The organism is Xanthomonas hydrangeae (assembly GCF_032697525.1).
GTDB classification, from domain to species: Bacteria; Pseudomonadota; Gammaproteobacteria; order Xanthomonadales; family Xanthomonadaceae; genus Xanthomonas; species Xanthomonas hydrangeae.
The window spans coordinates 3,625,946-3,651,569 of record NZ_CP103836.1; the positions used below are offsets into that span (position 1 = coordinate 3,625,946).

The 25,624-nt window shown below is 62.3% G+C and carries 20 protein-coding genes; 11 read left to right on the forward strand and 9 right to left on the reverse strand.

Annotated elements, in window-relative coordinates; translation table 11 throughout:
• From NYR97_RS15485 to NYR97_RS15510, 6 genes are all read left to right on the forward strand, one after another.
• The gene (locus tag NYR97_RS15485) at positions 1–363 is read left to right on the forward strand and encodes an STAS domain-containing protein (RefSeq protein WP_023903148.1); all 363 of its coding nucleotides are present in this window, start codon (positions 1–3) and stop codon (positions 361–363) included.
• Positions 360–755 carry an anti-sigma regulatory factor gene (locus NYR97_RS15490; protein ID WP_316694392.1) on the forward strand — a complete coding sequence of 132 codons (396 nt, stop codon included), beginning with the start codon at positions 360–362 and terminating at the stop codon, positions 753–755. The genes NYR97_RS15485 and NYR97_RS15490 overlap by 4 nt, the downstream gene beginning before the upstream one ends.
• The gene (locus tag NYR97_RS15495; RefSeq protein WP_316694393.1) at positions 746–1,756 is read left to right on the forward strand and encodes an ATP-binding protein; all 1,011 of its coding nucleotides are present in this window, start codon (positions 746–748) and stop codon (positions 1,754–1,756) included. The genes NYR97_RS15490 and NYR97_RS15495 overlap by 10 nt, the downstream gene beginning before the upstream one ends.
• Entirely contained in the window at positions 1,753–2,628 is an 876-nt protein-coding gene (locus NYR97_RS15500; protein ID WP_104550301.1) for a sensor histidine kinase, read from the forward strand. The genes NYR97_RS15495 and NYR97_RS15500 overlap by 4 nt, the downstream gene beginning before the upstream one ends.
• The gene (locus NYR97_RS15505) at positions 2,618–4,576 is read left to right on the forward strand and encodes a response regulator (protein WP_316694395.1); all 1,959 of its coding nucleotides are present in this window, start codon (positions 2,618–2,620) and stop codon (positions 4,574–4,576) included. The genes NYR97_RS15500 and NYR97_RS15505 overlap by 11 nt, the downstream gene beginning before the upstream one ends.
• 316 nt (positions 4,577–4,892) lie before the next feature.
• A complete protein-coding gene (locus NYR97_RS15510) occupies positions 4,893–7,262 on the forward strand; it encodes a TonB-dependent receptor (protein WP_316694397.1) in 2,370 nt (789 codons plus the stop codon).
• A 108-nt stretch (positions 7,263–7,370) separates the two neighbouring features.
• Here NYR97_RS15510 and trxC read toward each other — a convergent pair whose 3' ends face one another.
• The 6 genes from trxC to NYR97_RS15540 form a co-directional block, all read right to left on the reverse strand.
• Positions 7,371–7,817, reverse strand: coding sequence for a thioredoxin TrxC (gene trxC / locus NYR97_RS15515; RefSeq protein ID WP_316694398.1), 447 nt, complete (start codon positions 7,815–7,817; stop codon positions 7,371–7,373).
• 187 nt (positions 7,818–8,004) lie between these two features.
• Positions 8,005–8,370, reverse strand: coding sequence for a DUF1428 domain-containing protein (locus NYR97_RS15520; protein WP_316694400.1), 366 nt, complete (start codon positions 8,368–8,370; stop codon positions 8,005–8,007).
• 170 nt (positions 8,371–8,540) lie between these two features.
• Positions 8,541–9,671 (reverse strand): hybrid sensor histidine kinase/response regulator, encoded by a 1,131-nt coding sequence (locus tag NYR97_RS15525; protein WP_205392068.1) that lies wholly within the window; start codon positions 9,669–9,671, stop codon positions 8,541–8,543.
• Entirely contained in the window at positions 9,668–10,252 is a 585-nt protein-coding gene (locus NYR97_RS15530; protein ID WP_316694403.1) for a chemotaxis protein CheB, read from the reverse strand. The genes NYR97_RS15525 and NYR97_RS15530 overlap by 4 nt, the downstream gene beginning before the upstream one ends.
• The gene (locus NYR97_RS15535; RefSeq protein WP_316694405.1) at positions 10,249–11,097 is read right to left on the reverse strand and encodes a CheR family methyltransferase; all 849 of its coding nucleotides are present in this window, start codon (positions 11,095–11,097) and stop codon (positions 10,249–10,251) included. Before NYR97_RS15535 ends, NYR97_RS15530 begins: the two co-directional genes overlap by 4 nt.
• The gene (locus tag NYR97_RS15540) at positions 11,070–14,234 is read right to left on the reverse strand and encodes a response regulator (RefSeq protein ID WP_316694408.1); all 3,165 of its coding nucleotides are present in this window, start codon (positions 14,232–14,234) and stop codon (positions 11,070–11,072) included. The genes NYR97_RS15535 and NYR97_RS15540 overlap by 28 nt, the downstream gene beginning before the upstream one ends.
• A gap of 158 nt (positions 14,235–14,392) precedes the next feature.
• Here NYR97_RS15540 and NYR97_RS15545 point away from each other — a divergent pair, with 158 nt between their 5' ends.
• Positions 14,393–15,544, forward strand: a complete 1,152-nt coding sequence (locus tag NYR97_RS15545; RefSeq protein WP_316694409.1) for a two-component system sensor histidine kinase NtrB — start codon at positions 14,393–14,395, stop codon at positions 15,542–15,544.
• Positions 15,537–15,905, forward strand: a complete 369-nt coding sequence (locus tag NYR97_RS15550) for a response regulator (protein WP_006450601.1) — start codon at positions 15,537–15,539, stop codon at positions 15,903–15,905. Before NYR97_RS15545 ends, NYR97_RS15550 begins: the two co-directional genes overlap by 8 nt.
• A gap of 34 nt (positions 15,906–15,939) precedes the next feature.
• On the opposite strand, the gene NYR97_RS15555 is transcribed toward NYR97_RS15550, so the two are convergent.
• Together NYR97_RS15555 and NYR97_RS15560 are read right to left on the reverse strand one after the other, a co-directional pair.
• Positions 15,940–17,289: a glycoside hydrolase family 16 protein gene (locus tag NYR97_RS15555; protein WP_316694411.1), complete on the reverse strand. Its 1,350-nt coding sequence runs from the start codon at positions 17,287–17,289 to the stop codon at positions 15,940–15,942.
• Between the two features lie 212 nt (positions 17,290–17,501).
• Positions 17,502–17,777, reverse strand: a complete 276-nt coding sequence (locus NYR97_RS15560) for a DUF2798 domain-containing protein (RefSeq protein WP_205392062.1) — start codon at positions 17,775–17,777, stop codon at positions 17,502–17,504.
• 137 nt (positions 17,778–17,914) lie between these two features.
• Between NYR97_RS15560 and NYR97_RS15565 the strand changes: the two genes are divergently transcribed.
• Positions 17,915–18,868, forward strand: coding sequence for a LysR family transcriptional regulator (locus tag NYR97_RS15565; protein WP_316694414.1), 954 nt, complete (start codon positions 17,915–17,917; stop codon positions 18,866–18,868).
• A 581-nt stretch (positions 18,869–19,449) separates the two neighbouring features.
• Positions 19,450–21,645: a ricin-type beta-trefoil lectin domain protein gene (locus NYR97_RS15570; RefSeq protein WP_316694416.1), complete on the forward strand. Its 2,196-nt coding sequence runs from the start codon at positions 19,450–19,452 to the stop codon at positions 21,643–21,645.
• A 142-nt stretch (positions 21,646–21,787) separates the two neighbouring features.
• Here NYR97_RS15570 and NYR97_RS15575 read toward each other — a convergent pair whose 3' ends face one another.
• Positions 21,788–23,371 carry an alpha-N-arabinofuranosidase gene (locus NYR97_RS15575; protein WP_316694418.1) on the reverse strand — a complete coding sequence of 528 codons (1,584 nt, stop codon included), beginning with the start codon at positions 23,369–23,371 and terminating at the stop codon, positions 21,788–21,790.
• Positions 23,372–23,718: 347 nt separating this feature from the next.
• Between NYR97_RS15575 and NYR97_RS15580 the strand changes: the two genes are divergently transcribed.
• A complete protein-coding gene (locus NYR97_RS15580; protein ID WP_316694420.1) occupies positions 23,719–25,398 on the forward strand; it encodes a serine hydrolase domain-containing protein in 1,680 nt (559 codons plus the stop codon).
• Positions 25,399–25,624 lie beyond the last annotated feature (226 nt).

Sequence of the window (25,624 nt, forward strand, 5' to 3'; positions counted from 1 at the left end):
ATGGAGCGTATCCCGATCCTGCGGATGGGCGACCTGCTGCTGGTCACCATCCAGGTGGACATGCACGACCAACTGGCGATGACGCTGCAGGAAGACCTGTCGGAAAAAATCAGCGCCACTTCCGCGCGCGGCGTGCTGATCGACATTTCCGCACTGGACATCGTCGACTCCTTCATCGGCCGCATGATCAGCACCATCTCCGGGCTGGCCGCAGTAATGGATGCCAAGACCGTGGTGGTCGGCATGCAGCCGGCGGTGGCGATCACCTTGGTCGAACTGGGCCTGACCCTGCCGTCGGTGCGCACCGCGCTCAATGTCGAACGTGGCATGCGCCTGTTGCAGCAACCCGATCGCGACTCATGACCACAGGGTCGCAATCGGTACGCACCGAACAGGATGTGGTGCTGGCCCGGCAGACGGTGCGCAAGCTGGTGGTGCAGTGTGGCCTGCGTCTGGTCGACCAGACCAAGCTGGTCACTGCGGCCAGCGAACTGGCGCGCAACACCGTGATCTACGGCGGTGGCGGCGATATGGACTGGGCGCTGGTGGAAAACGGCATCCGCAAGGGCGTGCAGCTGACCTTCCGCGATGAAGGCCCCGGTATTCCCGATCTGGATCTGGCGCTCACAGACGGCTGGACTTCCGGCGGCGGGCTTGGTCTGGGTCTGTCCGGCAGCCGGCGGCTGGTGGACGACTTTGTGCTGGACACCACGCCGGGCAAGGGCACGCGCATCACCATCACCACATGGAAGTGACGGTTACCGGTGACGTGACCCGCCTGTTTCGCGTCGACGAAGCCAGCCAGGTCGGGCAGGCGCGGCGTGAATCGACGGCACTCGCGCAGACGCTGGGGTTCGACGAGGCCGCCTGCGGTCGCGTTGCGCTGGTCGCCACCGAGCTTGCCACCAACATGCTCAAGCATGGGCGTGGCGGCTGCTTTCAGTTGTCGGGCGTGGCTGCGCGCGAGGGCATGGGCGTGGAGATCTGCGCCATCGACGAAGGCCCGGGTTTTATACTGGAAGATGGCCTGCGCGATGGCTATTCCACTGCCGGCACACCGGGCACCGGGCTGGGCGCGATCAAGCGCAAGGCGCAGGTGCTGGACGCGTACTCCGATGCCAAGGGGGCGATCGTGATGGCGCGGCTGTTCGCGCAACCACGCGCCGAACTGGATCTGCCGTATGGCGCGGTGCGCGTGCCGCTGCATCACGAAGAGGTGTGCGGCGACGCCTGGCAGCTGGCGATTGGCGAGCGACAGGTCACTGTTACTTTAATCGACGGCCTGGGCCACGGGCCTGGCGCCGCTGACGCCGCCGATGCCGGCACGCGTGCGATGGCTGTAGCCAGTGGCGAGCCCGGCGAGCGCATCGCACGCCTGCATGCCGGCATGTCCGGCACCCGCGGCGGTGCGGCGGCGGTGATGCAGTTCGACAGCCGCACCGGCCAGGTGCGCTTTGCCGGCGTCGGAAATATCGTCGCCTCGCTGTGCGATGGCGATGGGGTGCGCGGCATGCCGTCGCATCCGGGCATCGTCGGGGTGCAGTTTCGCAAGGCGCAGCCGTTCGATTTTCCGAATGCGACCGGCAAGCTGCTGGTCATGCATAGCGACGGCCTGCAAACGCGCTGGAATTTGCGCGATCACCCGGCGCTATTGTCACGCCACCCGCGTATCGTTGCGGCGGTGCTGTTGCGCGATTACGCGCGCGGCCGCGACGATGCCTGCGTGTTCGTCATGCGTTTGGGAGCCATGCAATGAAGTCATCCGATGCCGCATCGGCAGCCGATCCGCTGGCCGAACTCGATGCGCTGCGGCAGCAGAACCAGGCCTTGCGCGAGGAGTTGGAAGAAACCAACCAGGGCGTGCTGGCGCTGTATGCCGAGCTCGATCAGCAGGCCGAACAGCTGCGCGATGTGTCCGAGCTCAAGAGCCGCTTTCTGTCGTACATGAGCCATGAGTTCCGCACGCCGCTCAGTTCGATCCTGAGCATCACCCGGCTGCTGGAAGACGGCATGGACGGGCCGCTCAACGCCGAGCAATCCAAGCAGGTGCGCTTTGTCAGCGCCTCGGCGCGCGAGCTCACCGAGATGGTCGACGACCTGCTGGATCTGGCCAAGATCGAAGCCGGGCGCATCGCCATTTCGCCGGGCTGGTTCGACCTGATGGATCTGTTCTCGGCGTTGCGCGGCATGTTCCGCCCGCTCACCGATGCCGGCAGCACCACGTTGATCTTCGAAGATCCTCCGGCGCTGCCGATGCTCTACACCGACGACAAGAAGCTGGCGCAGATCCTGCGCAACTTCATCTCCAACGCGCTCAAGTTCACCCCGCAAGGCCACGTGCGCGTGTTCGCGCAGCTGGAAGGCGACACCCATGTGCGCTTCGGCGTGCAGGATACCGGCATCGGCATTCCGGCCGAGCTGCACGAGGCCTTGTTCGAGGATTTCGTGCAGGTGGATTCGCCGCTGCAAAAACGCCTGACCGGCACCGGCCTGGGGCTGGCGATCTGCAAGCGCTTCGCCGAGCTGCTCGGTGGCAGGGTGGGGATCAATAGCGTGGTCGGCGAAGGTTCCGAATTTTTCGTGGTGCTGCCGGTGACGCTGGCGGCGGAGAACGCACTTGCCCAGTAGTCATCGCATTTTGGTGGTCGACGACAACGCGGTGACGCGTTATTCGGTGCGGCGCGTGCTCGAGCATCATCAGTTCGTGGTCGAAGAGGCCGGCACCGGCACCGATGGCCTGGCCAAGCTGGCCACGCACGCCTTTGCCGCAGTGGTGCTGGACGTCAATCTGCCGGACATGAGCGGCTTCGACATCGTGCGCGCCTTGCGTGCCGCCCCGCGCACCGCGCTGCTGCCGGTGGTGCATGTGTCGGCCGCATCGATCGCCACCGGCGACATGGCCACCGGGCTGGATGCCGGTGCCGACGCGTACCTGATCCATCCGGTCGATCCCAGCGTGCTGGTCGCCACGCTGCGCACGCTGTTGCGCGCCCGCAATGCCGAAGATGCATTGCGTATCAGCGAGGCCCGCTTCCGCGAGATCTTCGAGCACATCAGCGCGCCGATCGCCGTGGTCGATTCCAGGCTGCACACGCACGAAGCCAATGCCGCCTTCCAGCGCCTGATCGGCAGCGCCACGCCCGGCGATGCGATCCAGGCGGCGGGGCTGGACCAGGCGACAACCGTGCATGCCCTGACCACCGCGCTGGCGCACCGTGCGCGCTGGAGCGGCACGCTGTCGATCATCCGCGATGGCAAGTTGTGCGAAACCGAGTGGCGGGTGTCGCCGTATCGCGAGCCGGATCTGGGCTTGTTGCTGGTCGAGGACGTGACCGAACAGCGTCTGCGAGAGCGCGAACAACGCCAGGAACTGGACACCGCCACCACCGAGTTGGCGCACCAGATCGCCGAGCGCCAGCGCACCGAAATCCAGCTGCTGCAGGCGCAGAAGATGGAAGCGCTGGGAAATCTCACCGGCGGCATCGCGCACGACTTCAACAACCTGCTGACCAGCATCATTTCCGGGCTGGACATGATCCAGCTGGCGGTGGAATCCAACCGCGTCGAGCGCGTGCCGCGGCTGGCGGAAATTGCCACCGGCTCTGCGCATCGCGCGGCCGCGCTGACCCAGCGCATGCTCGCGTTTGCACGCAAGCAATCGCTGGATGCGCAGGCGTTCGACATCAACGCACGCGTGCGCTCGCTGGAAGACATGCTGCACCGTTCGATCGGCGAGAACATCGTGCTGGAACTGGATCTGGCGCAGACGCCGCTGGTTGCGGTGGCCGATGCCAACCAGCTCGAAAACGTGGTGCTCAACCTGGTGATCAATGCACGCGATGCATTGAAGGGCAAGGGCACCATCCGCATTCAAAGCGCCGCCTACACCGCGCGCAACGATCCGGAACTGGACGATGGCGATTACGTGGCGGTGAATGTGATCGATAACGGCAGCGGGATCGAGCCGGCCATTCTCAATCAGGTGTTCGAGCCGTTTTTCACCACCAAACCCATCGGCGAGGGCACCGGCCTGGGCTTGTCGATGACCTATGGGTTTGCGCGTCAATCCGGCGGCACCGCGCGCATTACCAGCACCGTGGGCCGTGGTACCACGGTGGCCTTGCTGTTGCCGCGCGGGCTCACGGCAAGCGAGGTGGCGCCGGCACCGGCGCCCAGATCCCCGCGTCACCGTCATGAGCGCATCCTGCTGGTGGACGACACCGATGTGGTGCGCATGATGGTGAGCGAGGTGCTCAGCGATGCCGGCTACCACGTGACCGAAGCCGAAAATGCCAATGGCGCGCTGGAACAATTGCGTGCCGGGGTGGAAATCGATCTGGTGGTGTCGGATGTGGGCCTGCCCGGCATGAACGGGCGCGACATGGCCGATGTGGCACGCGCGCTGCGGCCCGGCTTGCCGATCCTGTTCATCACCGGCTACGCCGAAAACGCAGCCACGCGGCAGGAATTTCTGGCCGAAGGCATGGCCTTGCTGCCCAAGCCTTTCAGCCTCAACGATCTGCTCAACATGGTTGGGCAGATGCTCGACAGCAGTGTGCTTGCCGCCCGCGCATAACGCCGGTGGTGTGCGCGCCCGCGCTCAGCGCGAGTGTTTATTTCCTCGCGCTTAGCGCGCGTGGGCATACGGGTCAAAGGTGGCACAAAAAAACCGCCTGCTGTCAGCACACGGCCAGTGCTGGCATGCCGTTTCGTCATGCCAGCCGCGTGCAATGGCATGGGTATAGACCTGGCGGCATGTGCGTGGCGGCACGCTTGCCATAGAGCTGCAACATTGCTGACATATCGTGCGCGCGGCGCCACCTTGCGCCCTCGTCCGGCATGCCTGTGCCGACGGACGTCACCTCGCGCTACCTACCCAAGGATCACCTCGCATGTCGTTGTACTCGTCTGTCTCCGCGTCCCTGACGTCCGCCGCCACACACGCTTCTGCACGCCGTTGCGCTGCCTTGCAGCGCACGCCGCTGGCGCGCGCCTGTGCCGGCCTGTTGCTTGCTTCGATGGCCGCCGCCGCATCTGCGCAGCAAACGCCGACGACCCAGGGCGAGGGCAGCCCGACCGCGCTGGATACGGTCACCGTCACCGCCGAGCACCGCGAGCAGAACCTGCAGGAGGTGCCGGTGTCGGTGGGTGTGGTGCAGGGCGCGGCGATGCGCGAGTTCACCGCAGGCGGCGACGACACCTTGCTGGCACTGTCCGGCCGCGTGCCGGGCTTCTATGCCGAGACCACCACCGGGCGCATCTTCCCGCGCTTCTATATCCGTGGTCTGGGCAATATCGATTTCTATCTCGGCGCTTCGCAGCCGGTGTCCATCATCCAGGACGATGTGGTGCTGGAACACGTGGTACTCAAATCCAACCCGGTGTACGACGTGGACCAGGTCGAAGTGCTGCGCGGCCCGCAGGGCACCCTGTTCGGCCGCAACACCACTGCCGGCATCGTCAAGTTCGACACGGTCAAGCCCGGCGATACCTATACCGGCCGCGTCGATGCCAGCTACGGCAGCTACAACACGGTGTCGCTGGACGGCGGCTTCGGTGGGCCGATCAACGACGTGCTGTCGTTTCGCGTCTCGGCCTTGTATCAGCACCGCGACGATTGGGTGGACAACACCTTTGCCGGCAGCAGCGCCGATGGCACGCGCGCGCCGCGCAAGGATGCGATGGGCGGCTACAACGACCGCAATGCGCGCCTGCAGGTACTGCTCAAGCCCAACGATGCGTTCTCGCTGCTGGGCTCGGTGCATACGCGCGACTACGACGGCACCTCCACGTTGTTCCTGCGCAACGCAGTGACGCGCGGCAGCGACAAAGTGGACGTGCCGCGCGATCGCGTGGCCTACGACGAGGCGCACGACAACCCGCAGGCGTATCAGACCGACGGCGGCTCGATCAAGGCGATCTACGACTTCGGCGGCGTGTCGCTGACCTCCATCACCGCCTACGAAACCACCTCCGGCTACAGCCGTGGCGACACCGATGGCGGCGCAGCGGCCAACTACCCGGTCAATGGCGTGCCGAACGGCTTCGGCCAGTCGATGGGGCAGATCCGCGACCTGGATCAGTACACCCAGGAACTGCGTCTGGCCAGCGAAGGCGACGACGCACTGCAATGGCAGGTGGGCGCGTTCTACTTCGATGGCCGCGACACCACCGATTTCTATCAGCGTGCATATTTCCTGCAGACCGCCGCGCGCAACCCCAACAACTGGGTGCGGCTGCGCAACACCAACACCTCCTGGGCCGGCTTCGGTCAGCTCAGTTACAAGGCCACCGACGCGCTCACCCTGACCGCCGGCATCCGCCAGACCAGGGACACCAAGGAAACCCGTCTGCTCAAGACCGCCGACACCGCAGCTGGTGCGGTGACATACCGTGGCCGTCGCGACGTGCGCATGTCCGACACCCAGCCCAGCTGGGACCTCAGCGCGATGTACGAAATCAACCCCGACCTGAGCGTCTACGCACGCGTGGCGCGCGGCTTCCGCGGCCCGACCATCCAGGGCCGCAGCGCGGTGTTCAATTCGGATTTCACCACCGCCGATTCGGAAACCATCCTGTCGTGGGAGGCCGGCATCAAGAGCAGCCTGTTCGACAATCGTCTGCGTCTGAATGTCAGCGGCTTCACCTACACCGTCGATGACATCCAGCTCAACGGCAACGATTCGGACGGCAATGGCGTGCTGTTCAATGCCGACAAGGCCAAGGCCTACGGTCTGGAAGCGGACCTGGACTGGCGCCCGATCTCCAACCTGTCGCTGACCGCCGGCCTGAGCCTGCTGCATAGCGAAATCCAGGACAAGCGCGTGTTTGCGCAGGCCTGCGCGCTCAACGGCGTGGTGGTGTGCACGGTCAACGACCCGACCATCCGCGTCGGCGCCAACACCTTTGCGCAGATCGACGGCAACCCGCTGCCCAACGCGCCCAAGTACAACCTCAATCTGGCCGCGCGTTACGACATTCCGGTGGGTAACGATGGCGCGTTCTTCGTCTCCACCGACTGGAACAAGCAGGGCGAAACCAGCTTTGTGCTGTACGACTCCACCGAGTTCCGCGCCGACGGCAATTTCGAGGGCGGCCTCAAGCTGGGTTACACCGGCGGCTACGGTGCATGGGAAGTGGCGGCGTTTGCGCGCAACATCACCAACGAAAAGAACGTCAAGGGCGTGATCGAGAACTACATGGCTGCGGTCTACAACGAGCCGCGCATCGTGGGCGTGTCGGTCAACGTCAACTGGCAGTGAGTTGCTGATCGACTGACAGCATCACCGCATCACTGCGACATGCGTGTCGCAGTGATGCCTAGTGCAACAACTTAGCCCGCTGCGTGCAGTACGCAGCGGGTTTTTGTGTCAACGGCTGCGCAACACCGACTGCACCCAACTGACGATCTGCGTGCTGCTCACCGCACCGGAATGACGGCCCAGCTCGCTGCCGCCACGGATGACCAGCAAGGTAGGAATGCTGCGGATGCCAAAGCGCGTGCCCAGCGCCGGATGCAGGTCGGTATCCACCTTTGCCAGACGGACCTGCGGTTCCAGCAATGCAGCGGCTGCGGCGAATTGCGGCGCCATGCTCAGGCACGGCCCGCACCACGGCGCCCAGAAATCCACCACCAACGGTAGCTCGCTGCGTATCGCATGCTTGTCGAAATCGGCCGTGGATAGCGCTACCGGTGCCCCGAGAAAGAGCGGCTGATGGCAGCTGCCGCAGTTGGGCGCATCGTGCAGACGCGCGGCCGCCACGCGATTCATCGCGGCGCAGCTCGGGCAGGCCACCAGCAGTGGTGCGTTGGTCATGCGGGGATCTCCAGTGAACAGGCAACATCATCAATGCGTTGCGCCCATTCACCAATGGCGACGAGCGCGGCCGCCATTGGTGGCGTGGCGGTGGCTGAAGATGTGGTGCTGGAGACAGCCGAAAACAACCTCGCTGCGGTGCTGCAGCGTGCGACATGCGTATCCGCGCTATCGCACGCTGTAGCGCTCAGCCTGTCTGTCCCAACCTCAGTACCGGAACGAAGCCACCGTAGATCAGACGCTTGCCATCGAACGGCATCGGGTTGACTGCCGGGTCCATGCGCGGGTCGGCCATCATTTTTTTCATGCCGGCATCGCGGGTGGCCTTGTCGGGCCATTCGATCCAGGAAAACACCACGGTTTCATCGTCGGCGGCCTCGACCGCGCGATGGAAGTCGGTCTGTTCTCCGTGCGGGACTTCCTCGCCCCAGCACTCCACCACGCGCAGCGCACCGTATTCGATGATCACTGAATCGCCCATCCGGGCATGCTCCAGAAATGCAGCCTTGTTGGCAGTGGGTACGGCAAGCGCAAAACCATCTACATACGACATTCACCACCTCCGCAGATACGGCGCACGGCGCGCGCCTGATAAGAACGACGAATCGTCATTAGAATCGACAATTCAATCGCACTGGGTGATGCGCGTTTGATGGGTTCGCCAGACGGCGGAACAGAGTCTTGTTGAGCCTGCGCGACGGCGCAGTGTCCTGCTAGCCGTGCTTACGCTGCCAGATTGTGCCGCCGCAACGTCGCTTCGAACACCACATCGCCGTCTTCGTTGCGTGCCTGCAGCGTGCCGCCATGCGCCTTGACGAACTGATCTGCGATAAACAAACCCAGGCCCAAGCCCTGGCTTGCGTGGAAGCTGGCCTTGAATGGCTCGAACAGACGCGGCATCAGACTGTCGGGGATGTGGCCGGCGTTGCGCACCGATAAACGCAGCGTGTCGCGCTGGCGTCCGTCCAGGTGCACGCGCACCGGCTGGCGCGCGCCATGCAGCACTGCGTTGCCGACCAGATTGGAGACCACCTGTGCCAGCCGATCGCCGTCGCCGTCGCCGTGCAGATCGCCTTCGCTACGCAGGTCGATCGGCGTATGCGGATTGGCTTGCGCCACCTCGTTCACCACGCTATGGGCCACCTCGCCAAGATTGCAGGGGCCGAACTGCATCGACAGCCCGTCGGTGCGCAGACGCGAGAAATCCAGTAGCTGCTCGACCATGCGTGCCATGCGATGCGCGCTGTTTTCCAGATGTTCCAGCGTGCGTGCAGCCGGGCCGTCGGCGGCCACATCCAGGCTCAGCTTGTCGGCACACAGCAAAATCACCGACAGCGGCGTGCGCAGGTCGTGGGTCAGCACCGCCATCATGGTTTCATTGAGGGTGAGCGCGCGTTCCAGCGAGGCATTGCGCGCCTTGAGCAGGCGCCGCTGCTGATACAACTCGATGAACACGTTGACCTTGCTCAGGATCACGTGCGGCTCGATGGGCTTGTGCAAAAAATCCACTGCGCCGGTTTCGTAGCCCTGGAACGCACGCATCGGGTCGTTCGGCGAGGCGGTCAGGAAAATGATCGGCACATGCCGGGTGCGCTGCGAGCCGCGCATCAGTTCGGCCAGCGAAAAGCCGTCCATTTCCGGCATGTGCACATCCAGCAGCGCCAGTGCCACATCGTGTTCGAGCAACAGCTCCAGCGCCTGCGCACCGGAGGCTGCGCACAGTACCTGGATGCCGTCGCGCTGCAGCAGCGCTTCCATCGCCACCAGATTCTGCGGCACGTCGTCCACGATCAGTAGCTTGGCCGGTTCGTTGTTGGCGCTGTCTGCAGCCAGACCGGTTGCGGTGAGATTCATCGGTGAAAAGCCTCCAGTCGGCTGCAGATCGCCTGCAAGGTAAGCACCGCATCGGCACCGGCGTGGGCGATGGCGGAGGCGGGCATCAAGGGAGACGCCGCGTCGTCGGGCAGCTGGATCCAGGCGGTGCCGCCGACCGCGCGTACCGCCGCCACGCCAGCGCTGCCATCGCTGCTGGCGCCGGTGAGCAGGATCGCCAGCAGGCGCGGCCCGAAGACATCGGCGGCCGATTCGAACAAGGGGTCGATCGCCGGGCGCGAGAACAGCACCGGCGCATCCATCGACAACGCCAGGCTGTCGCGGTTTTCCACCAGCAGATGATAGTCGGGCGGGGCGATGGTCACAGTGCCGGCGAGCAGCGGTTGCTTGTCCTCTGCCTCGCGCACCGGCAAGGCGCAGCGTGCATCCATCAATTCGGCAAGATGGCTGGTGCGGTCGCGTGGCAGATGCAGCACCACCAACACCGGCATCGGCAACTCCGCAGGCAGGCTGGACAACAACGCCTGCAACGCCATCACACCGCCGGCCGATGCACCGACCACGATCGCCTCGAAGTGCTGCCACGCATGCGCGCCGCTCATGCCGCCTTCCGAAACAGACGTTGCTCACGGGCCACGGTTTCGAAGGCCTGCGCATGCGCGCCGAACTGTAGCGATTCCTTGCTGCCCAGCCCCAGAAAACCACGGTGCACCAGCGCGTCATGGAACAGACCCACCGCGCGATCCTGCAAGTTGCGGTTGAAGTAGATCAACACGTTGCGGCACGACACCAGATGCACTTCGGAGAACACCGTGTCGGTGGCCAGGCTGTGGTCGGCAAACACGATGTGGCGCTTGAGGCGGCGATCGAACACCGCACCGTCGTAGGCGGTGGTGTAGTAATCGGACAAGGACCCGCGGCCGCCAGCCTCCAGATAATTGCGGCTGAACTGCGCAATGCGGTCGATACCGAAGGCGCCGGCTTCGGCCATGCCCAGCGCTTCTGGATTGATGTCGGTGGCGTAGATCACCGCTTTTTCCAGCAGGCCTTCTTCGTGCAGCAGGATCGCCAGCGACCAGACTTCTTCACCGGTGCTGCAACCGGCCACCCATAGCTTGATCGAGGGATAGGTGCGCAATACCGGCACCGCATGCTCGCGCAGCACGCGAAAATACGCCGGGTCGCGGAACATCTCCGACACCTGCACGGTAAAGAACTGCATCGCCTGCGCAAACGTCTCCGGCTCGTGCAGCAGGCGATGCTGCAGATCGGCCACGCGTGCGCAATCGAAGCGGCCCATGGCGTGGCGCATGCGTCGACGCAACGAGGACACCGCGTAATCGCGGAAGTCGTAGTGATAGCGCTGGTACACCGCTTCCAGCAGCACCCGCAGCTCCAGATCGAACAGCTCCACTGCATTCATTGCCGCGAGCACCACACCCGGCACAGCGACACCAGCTTGTCCACGTCGATGGGCTTGGCGATGTAGTCGTTGGCGCCGGCCTCAAGACAGCGGTCGCGATCGTCGGCCATGGCCTTGGCGGTCAGCGCAATGATCGGCAGATCCTGCCACTGACGATTGGCACGGATCTGGCGCATCGCAGTGAGGCCATCCATCTCCGGCATCATGATGTCCATCAGCACCAGGTCCACCTCGTGCCTGGCCAGATGTTCCAGCGCCTCGCGGCCATTGCGTGCGATCTGCAACGTCACACCCAGCGGTTCGAGCACGCTGGAGAGTGCAAAGATATTGCGCACATCGTCTTCGGCCAACAGCACGGTGGCGCCATCCAGCACCGCATCGCGGCGGCGCGCTTCACGCAGCAGGCGTTGCTGGTCACTGGGCAACGAGGCTTCCACGCTATGCAGGAACAGCGTCACTTCGTCGAGCAGGCGCTCCGGCGAGCGCACGCCCTTGATGATGATGCTCTTGGAATAACGGCGCAGGCGTTGTTCTTCGTCGCGTGTGAGTGCGCGCCCGGTGTAGACGATCACCGGCGGGAACGCGACCGCATCGTTGCCGGCCATGCGTTCGAGCAGGTCGTAGCCACTGCCGTCGGGCAGCGCCAGATCGGTGACCATGCAATCGAAGGTGGAGCCGGCCAGTTGCTGCATGGCTTCGGCAATGCTGCCCACCGCGACGATTTCCAGTTGATCGCGCGCCAGCAGCAGTTCCAGGTTCGCACGCAGCGCGCTGTCGTCTTCGACGATCAACAAGCGGCGCACGGCGCGTGCATTGGTGTCTTCCAGCTGGCGGATTGCGCCGGCCAGCAGCTCGCGCGTGGCCGGCTTGATCAGATAGCCCACCGCACCGAGTTCCAGCGCAATCTGGCTGCGCTCCATGGCCGAGACCACATGCACCGGGATGTGCCGCGTTGCCGGATCGCGCTTGAGCCGCTCCAGCACGCTGAGCCCGGAGGCATCCGGCAGGCCGATGTCGAGCAGAATGCCGCTGGGGCGCAGTTCCGCCGCCAGCTGCAGCGCTTCTTCGGCGCTGGGCGCCACCACGCAATCGAAGTCCAGCTCATGCGCCAGATCGACCAGGGCTTGCGCAAAACGCGTGTCGTCTTCCACCGTCAGGATCAGCCGGCCCGGACGGCTGCGTTGATCGCGATCGTCGTCGGCGCGCTGGAGCGGCGCTGCACTCGCTGCAGGAATCGGCAGCGGCAAGGCGCTGGACGCAACCACTGCCTGCTCACCAAGACGAGATGCCATCGCCATGCCGCTGGTGTGCTGCGCTGCTTGCGCGGTGTTAATCGACGCCGGCGGCGCATGCCTTTCCGCAACAGTCACACCCTCGGCCGGCGCGCCATCGGTCGGCAATTCCAGCGTGAAGCAACTGCCGCGTCCCTGCTCGCTGTCCACACGGATGCTGCCGCCCATGCGCTGCGCCAGATCGCGCGAGATCGACAGCCCCAGGCCGGTGCCGCCATAGCGACGGCGCGTGCTGCCATCGGCCTGACGGAACGCTTCGAAGATGATCTCGGTCTGTTCGCGCGCAATGCCGATGCCGGTGTCCTGGACCTTGAACAGCACACGGCCCGGTGCCTGCGTCTGGATCGACAGACTGACGCTGCCGTGCTCGGTGAACTTGATCGCATTGGCCAGCAGGTTCTTGAGAATCTGCTGCAGACGCTGACTATCCATGACCAGTTGCGTCGGTGCATCGGCGTCGGCCGTGATCTGCAACGCAAGACCTTTTTGCCGCGCCAGCGGCTCGAAGGTTTCGCGCAGGCGCTGCAGCACCGAGCTGGTCGCGATGGTTTCGTCGGCCAGTTCCACATGCCCGGCTTCGATCTTGGACAAATCCAGAATGTCGTTGATCAGCGCCAGCAGATCGTTGTTGGAAGAGAGAATCGCCTGCGCATACTTCACCTGCTCGGGGCTGAGCGTGCCGTCCTTGTTGTCGGCCAGCAGCTTGGCCAGGATCAGCGCGCTGTTGAGCGGGGTGCGCAATTCGTGCGACATATTGGCCAGAAATTCGGACTTGTAACGCGAGGCGGTGGAGAGCTCGTTGCTGTTGCGCACCAGCTGGTTCTGCGCAACCAGCAAGGCCTGCTTCTGCGCTTCCAGTGCCTGGGTGCGTTCTTCCAGCTGCACATTGGTCTGTTCCAGCTCGGCCTGCTGCTGTTCCAGATCGCTTTGCGATTGCTGCAGGCTGCGGCTTTGCTCTTCCAACTCTTCGTTGGTCACGCGCAGCTCTTCCTGCTGGGTCTGCAGTTCTTCGCTCTGGCGCTGGGTTTCTTCCAGCAAGGTCACCAGCTGCGCGCGCAGCAACGCGGTGCGCAAGGCCAGGCCGATGTTCTCGCCGCAGCGTGCCAGCAGTTCCTGCTCGCGCGAACCGGCAGTGCGCGGGTGGGTCACGCGGCCAAGTTCGACGATGCCGATCACACGGCCATCGGCAGTGACAGGTGCCAGCAGCAGTTCCTGGCAACTGCTCTTGCCCAGGCTGGAGGCGATCTGCAGATGTCCTGCGTCCACGCCGCGCACGCGGCGCACCGCGCGACGCTGCAAGGCGTCGCCCAGTTGCCCGGTGTTGGTCGGCAGTGTCCTGGGCATGTCGGCCGGAAGCGCGGTGCCACCGGTCAAACGCAGGCGCTCGCCTTCGATGCGATACAGCGCGCCCACCTGCGCATCCAGCGTGTCGCACAGTGCGCTAACGGCAGCATCGGCCAATGCTTCCGGGCTTTGGTCGCCGCGCAAACTCGCTTCGACCGTGTTCTCTGCCTGCTGCAGCCACAGCGCGAATTCGGCCTGACGCCGCGCGCGGATCGCCTGCGTCACCACCAGCGCCATCGCCAGGAACGACACGCCACCGATGCTGCGGTTGATCGAGGAAAAACTGGAATTGGTGCTGGACGGCGCCAGATTGAAACCCACTGCCAACAACACGCATGACAGTGCGCCCACAATCAATGGAACCTGCGTGCGGTTTTGAAACACCGTCACCCCAACCGCGACGAAGTAGGTCAGCCACACCGCATAGCCAAGCGGTGTGACCAATTCCACAGCGAGCGTCGCAGCCATCAAGGCCCCCGCGATGACCCACACCCAGCGGTCGCGTGTGGTCGAGATGTTCTGCATGAGGCGCGCGGACCTAAGTGGGAGGGCGGTCATGTTAGCCGATAACTTTCACGCGTAAATCGCCGGAAATTTGACGCTTTCCGGCCGGGTTGGCTTGCACATGGCCTTCACGCATCCGTCACTATGGTCGCGCGCTTTCCAGGGGGAAACATCGCGTGATGGATGCGGAAACGGCCACCGACACCGTCGGGCCGCTTTCTCACAACAGCCGGCAGTGCCAGCTGTTGCTTGAGAGCATGTGCGATTGCGCGATCTACACGCTCGATACGGGCGGCCACGTGCGTAGCTGGAACACAGCCTGCGAGCGCATTCACGGCTCCGCCGCCGCCGAGGTCATGGGGACGCATTTTTCGCGTTTTCATGCGCGCGAAGATGCGCCGCGCGGCGAGCCGGCACACCTGCTTGAGATCGCCAGGCGCGATGGTCGCGCCACTGCCGAAGGCTGGCGCTTGCGCAAGGATGGCAGCCAGTTCCTTGCCCGCATGGTGATCGAGCCGGTATTGGAACTCGACGTGCTGATCGGTTTTGCCGTGGTGACCTGCGATATCAGCGAACGCCATGCAGCGCAGCAATCGCAGCAGGTGCTGGCGCAGACGCAACGCAGCCAGGCGCTGGGCCGGTTGACGCGGGGCATGGCGCATGACTTCAACAATCTGCTGACCGTGATGGCGACCAGCCTGGATCTGATCTCGCGGCGTGCGGGCGAGGATGCGCGTCTGCGCACCTTGCTGGGTGCTGCGCAGACGGCAGTGGAGCGGGGCACCTTGCTGACCCGCCACGTGCTCGCCTTCGCACGCGGGCAGCAATCGCCTCCGCAACGCCATGCAGTCAATGCAATCGTGACCGGCGCGTTGGAACTGCTGCAGCGTGCGTGCCCAGCCGGCCTTGGCCTCTCGCTTGAATTGGCCCAGACACTGCCGGATGTGCGTATGGACCCAGGTCAATTGGACGCCGCATTGCTCAACCTGGTCTTCAATAGCTGCGATGCCATGCCCGATGGCGGTACGATCGTGCTTGCCACTGCCGTAGAGCGGCGTGCCGCACCGTCCCACCCGCACGCTGCACAGCGCACTTACGTCAGCGTTGCGGTGCGCGATAATGGCAGCGGCATGCGAGCGGATGTAGCGCAGCGCGCTGGCGAGGCGTTTTTCACCACCAAGGATGCGGGCAAGAATGCCGGCCTGGGCTTGAGCCAGGTGTTCGGCTTCGCGTCCCAATCCGGTGGTTTTGTCGAGCTTGACACCGCACCCGGACACGGCACCGCCGTGACCTTGTTTCTCCCGGCCATCGAGGACGCCGAGCATGACTGAATCCCTGCGCTTGCTGATGGTTGAGGACCAAGAAGAGTTGCGCGAACTGATCGGCGAAGCACTGCGCGATGCCGGCATCACCGTCGACACCGCCGACGATGGTCACAGTGCATTGCGCATGCTGCGCGAGAGCGGCCCTTACGATGTGGTGTTCAGCGATATCCGCATGCCCAACGGCATGTCGGGCATCGAGCTGAGCGAGCAGGTGACGCAGCTGCTGCCGCAGGCACGCATCATCCTGGCGTCCGGGTTTGCCAAGGCGCAGTTGCCGCCACTGCCGCCGCAGGTGGATTTTCTGCCCAAGCCCTACCGCCTGCGTCAGCTGATCGACATGCTCAAAGGCGTTGCAGCCAACGCTTGAACGTTGGCTGCTCGCGTCCCGTTGCGTTGCGGATTCAACGGCTCTGGTAGTACACCTTGTCGATGGCGATCTCCACCGGCGCGGACGGTGGATCGGCCACCAGCATGAACATCTGTTTGACCGCTTGCAGATCCAGATCGTAGAACGCGCTGAAGGGGATACTGACTTCATGCCAGGCGCCATCGCGCACCAATCCATACTGATTGCCGCCCGCGGCGAAGTCCACCCAGCTGTCGCCGAAACTGCTGTTAATGCCGATCTTGAAGGTCGAAGGCGTCGTGGTTTTAACGTGCAGTTTCAGTGCGCCGCCCGCATACGCGGCCATATTGCGATAGTCGGTCTGGATGCCCAGGCCGTACCAGACACCGGCATTGGCGCGGTACGCCATTACGTTGCGGCCTTCGAATGGGGCTTGCGCAATCGGGGTGAGGTTGTTCCATAAGTACAGCTCGGCATCCTGGCCGAACGTCAGCCGCGCACTGGTATCGCTTTGCTCGGTGAAGACACCGAAGCGCCCCGCAGGCGCGGCATGTTGCGCGCCGACATACAGTTGTGCGACGGGGTTTTGATACAACCGGATGTAATCGATCTCCATCTTGCCCGGCAGCGGCGCCGTCACCGCAGCAGGCGAGGTAATGCCGGTATAGGTGCCGCCCACCGCAAGATTGAGCAGCAGATAGTGCTGCTGGTGGAATTCGTGCAATGAGGCGCCTTCGATGTTGGAGATCGCAAATTCGAAGTACTGCTGGCCGTCGATCGACACGCGGATGAACTGCGGGTCCCAGGTCAACCGATACACATGGAAGTCGTTGTGCAGATTTACCGGGCTGGTATAGCTGGTGTCGTAGTCGGCTTGCGAACCGTTGTAGTCCCAGTGCACGGCCGCGCCGATGCGGCGGTTGGCAGTGCCGGCAGCGACCGCCGCAGCCATGCCGGCTTCCATCAGGTCGATTTCGCCGCGGCCGGGCCACACGCCGATCGTGCCCAGCATCCAGTACGCTGGCCACAGCCCGTTGCCGACCACCGGCGTCTTGATGCGTGCTTCCAGCGTGCCGTACTTGAAGTGCATGCGGCCTTCGGTCTTGAGCCGTGCCGAGGTAAACGGCATGCCCTGAAATGCCTCGCGCCGCGCCTCGATCACCAGCAGGCCATTATCGATACGCGCATTTTCGGCACGGCTGGTGTAGTACTGCATCTCGCCATTGCCCCAGCCGCATAAACCGATCTGGCAGCCGTTACCGACGTCGTAGGTCCATTTGTTGCCGTCGATGCCCGGCCCGTTGAAGTTGTCTTCCCAGACCAGGGTTTGCGCGTGCGCACTTGGGGCGAGAGCAACGCCCAATACGACGGCGAACTGCACAGCGACACTGCGTAACATGTTCATTGCGTACTTCCCCACAAGGCGGACTCAGGTCCGTGGAGAAGCGACGCTGCGTAGCGGCTACTTCAGTGTCAAAGCAATTTTCGATCGTATTTCAGTTCCGTGGTGTTCATTACGGAATAATCCATCATTGGTATGACGGCGGTCGCAAACGCGGTCTGTGTCGTGTTGCGCGGCAGCACCTGTTTGCGATCGGCGCGATGCGCGCGCACGCCTCAATGCGCCGCGTGCACCGTCCACGCCACCAGCCGTATCACCAATGGCCGCACCACCAATACGCAACAGAACGCGGTGGGCATCGCAATGCGATAGGCGTCCAGCACGCGCCACGGATAGCCGGGGGCCAGCCCGGTGTTGGCGCCGGTGATGACCAGGCACATCAGCAAGGCCATGATCGCCGCCATATAGAACGCGAAGACGAACGGGGTGGCGCGCACACCGAGTTTCCAGCGCGGTCGCACCAACGGGGAGGAGGGTGGAGATGACGACATGGGGGATGACCTCGACTGCCGCACAAGCGCGGCTGGAAGGGAACTGTAGAGATGCCACCGCGGCCGGGGTAGATCGGGTAGCCTTGTGGCTTACGTAAGAAAAACTTACGAATCGTTTGGTAATACTTGCCTCAACAATGAACATTCTTCAGTCCATTCGTAGTTTTGTCAGCACCGTCGATGCCGGCAGCATTGCCGGTGGTGCCAAGTTGCTGGGCGTCAGCGCGGCTGCGGTCAGCCAGAACATCGCGCGGCTGGAGCAGCATCTGGGCGTGCGCCTGCTGCACCGGACCACGCGCAGCCTGGCACTGACCGAGCGAGGCACGCTGTACTTCGAACAGGTGCGGCAGCTGGAGCGCGACCTGGAACGCGCACGGCAATCGGTCGCCGGTCCGCAGCAGGCCCCGGCCGGGCGCTTGCGCGTGGCTAGTACCGCCGCATTTGCGCGGCATGTGCTCGCTCCGATGTTGCCTGCGCTGCGTCAGCGCTATCCGCAACTGGAGATCGAGCTGTTGTGCACCGACCGCGCCGTGCAGCACGCGCAGGAAAACGTTGACGTCAGCCTGCGCATCGAAGCGCAGCTGGAAGACGGCCTGGTGGCGCGCTGCATCGCGCAAGTGCCGCTGGTGGTCTGCGCGGCACCGCAGTACCTGGCCCGTTGCGGTACGCCGCAGACCCCGGACGAATTGAAGTATCACCACTGCCTGTTGCTGCGTTACCCGGTCGATGGGCGTTGTCTGCCTTGGAACTTCGTCCGCAATGGTGTGCGCTTCCAGCCGGAGCTGGGCAAGGCGATGGTCAGCGACGATATCGATGCGCTCGCCACCATGGCCGCTGCCGGCGGCGGCATTGCACGACTGGCCGCGTATGTCGTGCAGCCGTATCTGCAGCGCGGTCAGCTGCAGCCGCTGTTTGTCTCCGATCTCGGCAGCACCGCCCAGGCATTACCGGAGCCGCTGCGCATCTACCTCTGCGTTGCCGATCGCCGTGACTTCACCCCGAAGGTGCGCGCCTTCATGCAGCACGTGCTCGAACGCCTGCCAGTACAATGGCGTTTCGCCGAGCCAACGTTGTTATCCGCGCCAAATTGAGTGCTCATCGCTGTGTGGTTGCTCGTACGTATGCGGAGAAGGCAACGCAGCTCCTGTACGGTGCAATGCGATGTAGGGGTTAACAAAGTGTCCAGATGATAGTGCATTGGCTATCGACGCAAACACTTGGCTCTACGTCACCTAGTTCAGCGGGATGGAAGGCTTGGCAGGTCGCCATCCAAGTTGGTATTCCAAAAGGCTACCCAGCTATCTCTTGAACGATGAATCGTCCATTGGGGGATTCCATGAGATGGAGCGCCGCTGCCAAAGCTCGCTGAGCGACTTGCTGATTTGATGAATCTATACTTGATATGCATCCGTACTGAAGTATTGGCGAGGCTGAAAAAAATGTCTCAAGCAATCTGGGCCGTGGCCGATAACAGATGAGGCGTTGCTAATAGGGGCCTGACTCGCTTGCCTGGCAGCGCCCTGTGAACAGTATGCGTACAATGGAAGAGCTCGTAGACAAAGAAGTGCCGCACTGGGACGGAATGACCCGATGGAACGGGCGCCTATATGTAGGGCTTTATGGTGTTTGACGGATCGGCCAAGCAACTTGCAAGGCAATCAGGGGATTTTTGATGTTAAGGAAGAGCGCGTTAGTTATTGCGTTGATCGCATCTGCAGGTGGCGGATTTTTATTCTGGAATAATCATTCGGTAACGTTGCAGCATGATGGCAAAGATAAGATGTCGGTTGCTGCCCGGCAAGGCGCCACCAGCGGTCAACCACTTATGGTGGCAACCGGTATGCATGTCATCGATAAAAACTATTTCGATGGTCCCGATAATGGAACCCTTCTGAGTTATGAAAGTCGAAAGGCTACTCAGAAAGAAGGGCCTTTTGACCTTTATCCTGCGCGGCTGAGCGAGTCTTATGCGCTGCGTGCCGTGCTCGAAGGCACCATGAGTATCGTAGCTCCGGACGGCACCGAGCTGAAGATGGAATACGTCCGTCATACGCAGGGCAAGAATGGTAACTGGACCTGGGTCGGGCGCCTTCCCGGTGCGCAGGTCGGTGAGGAATCCGTCATAACATTCGGTAAGAATGCGGTGTTTGGTTCTCTCGGATCGGTAGGTGGCAGCACCTATCAAATATCGACCGTGGATGGTCGTCCCTATGTGATGGCGGCCTCCGTGTCTGCGGCGCAGGCTGCTACACCGAGCCGGAAAGGCGACGCTCGCGAACTGCTCGCGGCTTCTGTGGCTAAGTTGCAACCGCAGGCGAAATCCACCGGAATCATCCAGGGTTACAACAATCTTGAGCAGGTCAATGCCACTGCAGGAACCACGGCAACCAACTCGATTGATCTTCTGCTGGGTTATACGACAGGCTACAAAGATTATCGCGGTGGGGATTCGGCAGTCGAAACAGTGTTGACGAATATGGTGGAGCAGGCGAATCAGGCATTCGTCAATGCGGCAATCAATGCCCGCTATCGCCTGGTGGGAATCATGGAGGTTGCTTACACCGACAACAATCTCAATAATCAGGTGCTGGACGAGTTGACATGGGTCACCAGCTATAACGATGCATTTCGCCCGATTCGTCAGGCGCGTGAAAATGTCGGTGCCGATATGGTTGCTCTGGTTAGGCGTTTTAATGTCGCTCAGGACAGCTGCGGAATCGCTTGGCGAAACGGTACGACAGATTCGCGTTACGCCTATGCTGAAGTGTCCGATGGTGTAGACGGTAATTTTTACTGCACTTCCACCACGTTGGGGCATGAGTTAGGTCATCTGTTGGGATCTGGCCATACGCGTGAGAACAGTCAAGATTCCAGTTTTAATTATGGATATCGTAGTGACGTTGGCAGCTTTCATACGCTCATGGCTTATGGAGTTGGCGGTCAGCGCGAGGTTAATATATATTCTGCTCCATCTGTTTACGGTTGCTTTGGCCAGCCTTGCGGTGTGATGCTTGAGGCGGATAACAAGAGTTCCTTTGTCATCACTGTGCCCAGGGCGATTCAGTATCGCGCCCCGACGGTTCCATTTGACGACCTGAGTTCGCCTGGCCAGATTTCCGGCCCATCGGGCAAGTGTCTGGATATTACGGGTGGCTCCAGCCAGAACGGGACCGCAATTCAGGTTTGGGGGTGTAATGGATTTTCCCAGCAGAAATGGTCCTTGCAGCGTGGTAGTAGTTCACTGCGGACTGCGGTTGCCAACAGGGTTCTCGACATTGCGGGTGTGAGCAATGCTGATGGCGCCGGTTTGCAGCTGTTTGATTCCTTGAATACTCGTAATCAGGCCTGGTTTTTCAATGGGTCGGCCATTATTGCAACCGGCGGCAAGGTGCTTGATGTGGTCGGTGCATCTTCTACAAATGGTGCGCGTTTGCAGTTGTATGATAACTTGAGTGGCGCAAATCAGATCTGGAAGTATTCGCCAACAACCGGTCAGATTCAGGTTTCGACAGGCCGCTGCCTGGATGTAGCTGCATCCGGTATCACGCCCGGGACCCCGGTGCAGATCTGGGATTGTTCCTTGAGCAAGAACCAGACATGGACTCTCGGTAAGAATGGGTCTATTCGCGGATTTGGCGGAGCCTGCTTGACTGTAAGCGGGAATCCAAACGTCAGTGGATCCTCCGTCGTGATGGCCACATGCGATGGAAGTTCAGGTCAAGCTTGGAGAATCCGCGGTGAAATTCGCAGCGAGTTCAACAACAAGTGTCTCGACGATTCTGCGGGCGGTGGAACTAATGGCGCACGAGTTCAGATGTGGCAGTGCCTTGGTAACGCCAATCAGAAGTGGGAACTGCAACCCAACTAAGATTTGATCGGGAGTTGACCGTTTAGTAAGGGGCGCCTTGGGTGCCCCTTACTTTTTGTCGGAAGAGAATGATTGGAAGGTTGTAGTCGGATCCGCTAAAACAAGCCGGGCATCCGGATTCTTGACGCGATGGCGGATTGAGCTATTTCAGCTTCAGCATCACAATTGATCGCGCTGGCAGCGCAACCCGCAGCGCTGTGTCCTGCACCCGCGCGCCCTTGAACGCTTTCAGCTCCACCGCATGTGGTTGGGCAAAAGTGTTGTGCGCGGTGATCGCCGGCGCAGTGAGTATCTGTCCCTCCACGCTGCTCGGCGACAGACCTTCTACCTGCACGCTCACGTTCGCCGCCGAGTTCGCATCCAGATTGGTCAGCGCGACATACACATGCCCATCCTTGGCCTTGACCGCCGAGCCGTGCACGGCCGGCACGTGGACATCGCCGTGACGGTACTCGGGCGTCTGCAATTGCAGAGGCAGGTTGGTGGCGTCCTGGTACGGCTTGTACAGCGCGAATACGTGGTAGGTGGGCGTCAGCACCATCTTGTCGCCGTCGGTGAGGATCATCGCCTGCAGCACGTTGACCATTTGCGCGATATTGGCCATGCGCACGCGTTCGGCATGCGCGCTGAAGATATCGATATTCAACGACTCCACCAGCGCATCGCGCAGGCTGTTTTGCTGATGCAGAAAGCCCGGGTTCGCATCGGGCAGGCCGGCGTACCATGTGCCCCATTCGTCCACGACCAGCGCCACTTTCTTGTCCGGATCGTAGCGGTCCATGATCGCGCTGTGTTTGGTGATCAGCTCGTCCATCACCAGCGTGCGCGACAGCGTATCGATCCAGGCGGCTTCATCGAAATTGGTAGACGATGCGCGTGGCGGCCAGCCACCGGGCACGGTGTAGTAGTGCAGGCTCAGGCCGTCCATCAGCGTGCCGGCCTCGCGCATCATCACTTCGGTCCAGTGATAATCGTCGTTGTTGGGGCCGGGCGCGATCTTGAGGATCTTCTGATTGGCCGGCGCCTTGACGAAGGTCTGGTAGCGCCGATACACGTCGGCCGCATATTCCACGCGCATATTGCCGCCGCAGCCCCACAGCTCGTTGCCCACGCCGAAGTAGGGCACCTGCCACGGCGCATCGCGGCCGTTGGCACGGCGCTCCTGGGCCAGGCTCGAGCGCGTGGGTGCGGTCATGTATTCGGCCCACTGCGCAATCTCGTCCGGCGCCGCATTGCCCACGTTGCCGGCGATATACGCCTTGGTACCAAGCAGCTCGGTAAAGTCCATGAACTCGTGCGTACCGAAACGGTTCGACTCTTCCACGCCGCCCCAGTGCGTATTGATGCTGATCGGGCGCTTGGCCGGCGTCCCGACGCCGTCGCGCCAATAGTATTCGTCGGCAAAACAGCCGCCGGGCCAGCGAATGTTCGGCACTGCGATCGCCTTCAACGCGGCCACCACATCGTTGCGATAGCCACGCGTGTTGGGAATCGCCGAGTCCTCGCCGACCCACACCCCGCCATAGATGCCGGTACCCAGATGCTCGGCGAACTGGCCGAACAGCTGACGCGACACCTGCGCACCGGGCTGGTCCGCCCGCAGCGTACCGCTCACCTTGACCTCGGCAGCCGATGCGGCAAGTGCGTTCGTTATCAATGCAGCGGCGACGATTGATTGCAACATCCGCCTGCGCGGGATTCGCAACGCGAGGGAAATCCACTGCATCGGCTTGGCGCTCCTGTGCGGGTTGGTCGAGTCGTTCACGCACTGCCAGATCAGCAGGCATGGCGCCAGCGTATTACGTGCAAGGGCCGATGTCTGCGCCAATGGCTGCATCGCCGCAGCTCGCAGGAGCGCCGCCATGCACAGTTCAAGGTCCAGCTGCGTCGGCGCATCGCTGAAGAAGCGCCATCAGAGGGGCTTTTGTAAGCTCCCTTCCTGGTGCGTCTAATCCAATGCGAATATGGGGTAACAAAACGCACAACAATGCGCTTGATTATTTATGTAGTGTAATGCACGGGAGGCATCGACTCCGATTCCGTTCGATCCAAGCCAGCTTCAGGAGCAATGCCATGCATTTGCACGCTGTTATCGCTACGGCATTTCTTGCAGTGGCTGCATCTGCCCAGATCGCACGAGCCGAGCGGATCGACTCGGCTGTGGTCAGTCGCCACCACCAGGTGGACGCCATCCTCTCAAAATGGAAGGCGGGAGAAACGCCTGGGTGCGCTGTCGGTATCTCGGTGAACGAGGTCCTCGACTACGCCAAGGGCTTTGGGACTGCAGACCTCTCCAGCGCCACGCCAATCACCCCTGGAACCGTCTTCCATGCCGCGTCGATTTCCAAGCAGTTCACAGCCTTCTCCATCGGCCTGCTGGAGGAAAGAGGCAAGCTTTCCTACGACGACAGCATCCGAAAATACATCCCGGAATTCGCTGGCTACGCAGACGCGATCACCATCAGCGACCTGATCCATCAGACCAATGGCCTCAGAGAACAGGGGCAACTGCTCAACCTGGCCGGATGGCGCGACTCGGACATCTACACGGAGTCCGATGTCATCTGGGCGCTGACCCACCAGCATGGCCTCAACTTTGAACCCGGCGCCGAGGTGGTTTACAGCAACGCTGCGTATACGCTTCTTGGCGTCGTTGTCCAACGCGTTTCCGGCAAGACGCTCCGCCAGTTCGCACAGGACGAGATATTCGTCCCGCTCGGCATGAGCGACACGCATTTCAGCGACCGCTATACCGAGGTCGTTGCAAACAGGGCGCTGAGCTATGTTCCGAATGGAAGCGCAACCTGGGACTTCGCCCCGCTTACGATCACCCACTACGGTTCGACCGGCCTGCTCACAACAGTCGGCGACTTATTGAAGTGGGAACGGAATCTGATCGATGGTCAGGTCGGCGGCCAGACCTTGATTGCCAAAGTGAAGGAGTCAGGCACGCTCCGCGACGGGACCAGGATCAACTATGGCGGTGGACTGCGGCTTGACGAGTACCGTGGCCTGAATCTCATCAGCCATGACGGCGCGGACGTGGGTTTTCGGTCGGATGCCTTGCTTTTCCCCGATCAGCGCCTGGCCATCGTCGCGCTCTGCAATGGCGCGACGACCGAACCGGCAAGCATTACCCGCGCAATAGCCGATATCTACCTTGCGCCTTTGAATCTGCCTGCACGCCTCGCCCCTGCTGTACGGATGGCTCCCGAGACGCAGTCCGCCTTGGCCGGGACCTATTGGAGCCCGCAGACCGATGAACTGATACGACTCGACTGGAAGGACAATGCATTGAGGCCGGCCGGAGCCTCTGGCCTAGTTCCGATAGGCAGCGATGTCTTCCGCCCTAGCGACCAACCGCACGAGTGGATCTTTCACCGACCCTCAAGCCGGGTTGGCGATTTCCGATTGGTGGTGCGCGACTTTTGGCCGACCACGCGGGAGTTCGTGAAGATCACAGAGCCCCTGCCTGCTCAGTCCGACTTGGTGGCACTGACCGGCACCTATTACAGCGACGAGACCGACATGACGTACACCGTTGCGTTCGTGGATGGGCGATTGCGGCTTTCCTGGCCCCGTGGATATGACATCTCCCTCGATCCGGTGGGCGGCAACCGTTTCTCGAGCAGCCGTGGAACCATCACTTTCGTCAGCAATGGTAAGGGCCGTGTAGAGGGGCTGACTCTTAGCAACAGGAGGCTGCGCCGAATGATGGCGACAAGAACGGACGCAGGGGAAGATGACACCTGAATCGCCACGCGCTCACTGCCTTGGGACCGGCGCCGACCTTGAAGTACTTGGCTTGCCGCAGCTTTGCAAACATCCATGGGCGATGTCGTAGCCGCCGCCATCCTTCGCGGTCACGACCACGCGTTCGGGCAGCGCAACTTGATCGACAGATTCACGGCTCCGCTGCGTGCAGATCGATCCAGCCCTGCAGCGCGCTCAGCTAAGCGGCGGTGGCGTGGCAGCTGGT

Coding starts and splice junctions, on each gene's coding strand:
- NYR97_RS15500 (WP_104550301.1), top strand. CDS start 1,753: ATGAAGTCATCCGATGCCGCATCGGCAGCCGATCCGCTGGCCGAACTC.
- NYR97_RS15560 (WP_205392062.1), bottom strand. CDS start 17,777: ATGTCGTCATCTCCACCCTCCTCCCCGTTGGTGCGACCGCGCTGGAAA.
- NYR97_RS15570 (WP_316694416.1), top strand. CDS start 19,450: ATGTTAAGGAAGAGCGCGTTAGTTATTGCGTTGATCGCATCTGCAGGT.
- NYR97_RS15580 (WP_316694420.1), top strand. CDS start 23,719: ATGCATTTGCACGCTGTTATCGCTACGGCATTTCTTGCAGTGGCTGCA.
- NYR97_RS15555 (WP_316694411.1), bottom strand. CDS start 17,289: ATGAACATGTTACGCAGTGTCGCTGTGCAGTTCGCCGTCGTATTGGGC.
- NYR97_RS15510 (WP_316694397.1), top strand. CDS start 4,893: ATGTCGTTGTACTCGTCTGTCTCCGCGTCCCTGACGTCCGCCGCCACA.
- NYR97_RS15575 (WP_316694418.1), bottom strand. CDS start 23,371: ATGCAGTGGATTTCCCTCGCGTTGCGAATCCCGCGCAGGCGGATGTTG.
- NYR97_RS15540 (WP_316694408.1), bottom strand. CDS start 14,234: ATGCAGAACATCTCGACCACACGCGACCGCTGGGTGTGGGTCATCGCG.
- NYR97_RS15485 (WP_023903148.1), top strand. CDS start 1: ATGGAGCGTATCCCGATCCTGCGGATGGGCGACCTGCTGCTGGTCACC.
- NYR97_RS15545 (WP_316694409.1), top strand. CDS start 14,393: ATGGATGCGGAAACGGCCACCGACACCGTCGGGCCGCTTTCTCACAAC.
- NYR97_RS15550 (WP_006450601.1), top strand. CDS start 15,537: ATGACTGAATCCCTGCGCTTGCTGATGGTTGAGGACCAAGAAGAGTTG.
- NYR97_RS15490 (WP_316694392.1), top strand. CDS start 360: ATGACCACAGGGTCGCAATCGGTACGCACCGAACAGGATGTGGTGCTG.
- NYR97_RS15530 (WP_316694403.1), bottom strand. CDS start 10,252: ATGAGCGGCGCGCATGCGTGGCAGCACTTCGAGGCGATCGTGGTCGGT.
- NYR97_RS15495 (WP_316694393.1), top strand. CDS start 746: ATGGAAGTGACGGTTACCGGTGACGTGACCCGCCTGTTTCGCGTCGAC.
- NYR97_RS15525 (WP_205392068.1), bottom strand. CDS start 9,671: ATGAATCTCACCGCAACCGGTCTGGCTGCAGACAGCGCCAACAACGAA.
- trxC (WP_316694398.1), bottom strand. CDS start 7,817: ATGACCAACGCACCACTGCTGGTGGCCTGCCCGAGCTGCGCCGCGATG.
- NYR97_RS15520 (WP_316694400.1), bottom strand. CDS start 8,370: ATGTCGTATGTAGATGGTTTTGCGCTTGCCGTACCCACTGCCAACAAG.
- NYR97_RS15565 (WP_316694414.1), top strand. CDS start 17,915: ATGAACATTCTTCAGTCCATTCGTAGTTTTGTCAGCACCGTCGATGCC.